We start from the raw sequence: 1,398 nt of genomic DNA on the forward strand, positions 1-1,398 counted from the left end.
ATACTTTTGTTAAATATTACAAGGAAAGGATTAACAGCATGAGAAACATCACATATTACCTTAAAATAGCTAGATTATTTTCAGGAGGAATTTATATCAAAGATATTTTAAATATAAGAGGTGAAACAACTTCAAATACAGACAAACATTTTCATTAAATTTAATATCTATTAATAGTTACATCATCGACATGAACATTCAACAGGAGGAAAAAATGATAACAAAAAATGAAATTTTTAAAGATGACTTATCAGTATCAAGAGAAAATTATTTTATGGCATTAGTTAAAGCCTGCATAATCTCATTGATATTATTTTATTTATTGGATCAGGGTGAAGACCATCCCATATTATGTCTAATCCTTGTTTCTTCAATTGTTTTACTCATTAAATATATTGGTCTTAATTTTATAGAATTCAAAAAATTAACAGTCACTCATTTATTAATCATCTTATTCGGTTATTTACTCACGTATGGATTTGATACTATTTATTTATTTTTCAATCCACTACCGACAAACCAAGCATTTTTTGATGATAGTACACAACGTCTACCATTATGGGCATCTATCATTAGTTTGGCTATTTTACCAGCAATAATAGAAGAGTTTATTTTTAGAGGCTTCATGTTAAGCGTTATTTTTAGGAAGCATTTATTTATAGGACTTATTGTGTCAAGTGTAGTATTTGCAGTAGCCCACGACTCCGATACCTTAATTGGCTATCTTCCATATTTTGTTAAAGGTTTAATATTTGGTCTTGCTTATTTAAAAACTAGAAGAATAGAAGTAGCAATCTTAACCCATTTTTTAAATAACTTTATGGTCACAATTTCGAGTCTTTATTTTTAAATTAATTATAAAAGGAAGGCTTGGATGTTTTGTTTGACAATTAAAAATCGTAATTCGAAAAATAGAGTGTGGAGCAGGAATCTCATTTTATCAAAAAGTTTCGTTGTTCCATATCGGTAAGTATGAATAGCATTCAAAACAACTTAATATAAAACGTATATTCAATTCATTCATCTACTATCAATATAAAAAAGAGGCTGGGACTCATTATGTATGTCCCAGCTTCTTTCGTATCAAAAATCAAGATTCTATAATATTTATTACAAAAATGAAAATTTAAAAACATACCAATGCTTCTTATTAAGCTGACAATTGTGTATTCGTTAATTATTCCTACCTTCATTCAAATTAACAGTTAATGATTTTAATACCATGACTTCCCAATCAAAATTCACATTATAATCTTTTGCTTTATTACTAATTCTTTGTGATATAAACAACAAATCATCTGCAATATCCATAAAGAATTGCTCGCTACTTAACTTCTCTTCCATAAATTAATCCTCTCTAATATTAATTAATATATTCTAAAAATACCCATTATATCC

Annotated in this window: 2 protein-coding genes; one reads left to right on the forward strand and one right to left on the reverse strand. The window is 27.1% G+C overall.

What is annotated here, in order from left to right:
* The first annotated feature begins 214 nt into the window (after positions 1 to 214).
* Positions 215 to 850 (forward strand): CPBP family intramembrane glutamic endopeptidase, encoded by a 636-nt coding sequence (locus tag CD111_RS11385; protein ID WP_158245701.1) that lies wholly within the window; start codon positions 215 to 217, stop codon positions 848 to 850.
* Positions 851 to 1,173: 323 nt separating this feature from the next.
* Here the strand turns inward: CD111_RS11385 and CD111_RS12570 are convergent, their stop codons facing one another.
* Positions 1,174 to 1,344, reverse strand: coding sequence for a hypothetical protein (locus tag CD111_RS12570; protein WP_158245702.1), 171 nt, complete (start codon positions 1,342 to 1,344; stop codon positions 1,174 to 1,176).
* Between the last annotated feature and the right edge of the window lie 54 nt (positions 1,345 to 1,398).

Source organism: Mammaliicoccus stepanovicii (assembly GCF_002902525.1).
GTDB lineage: Bacteria > Bacillota > Bacilli > Staphylococcales > Staphylococcaceae > Mammaliicoccus > Mammaliicoccus stepanovicii.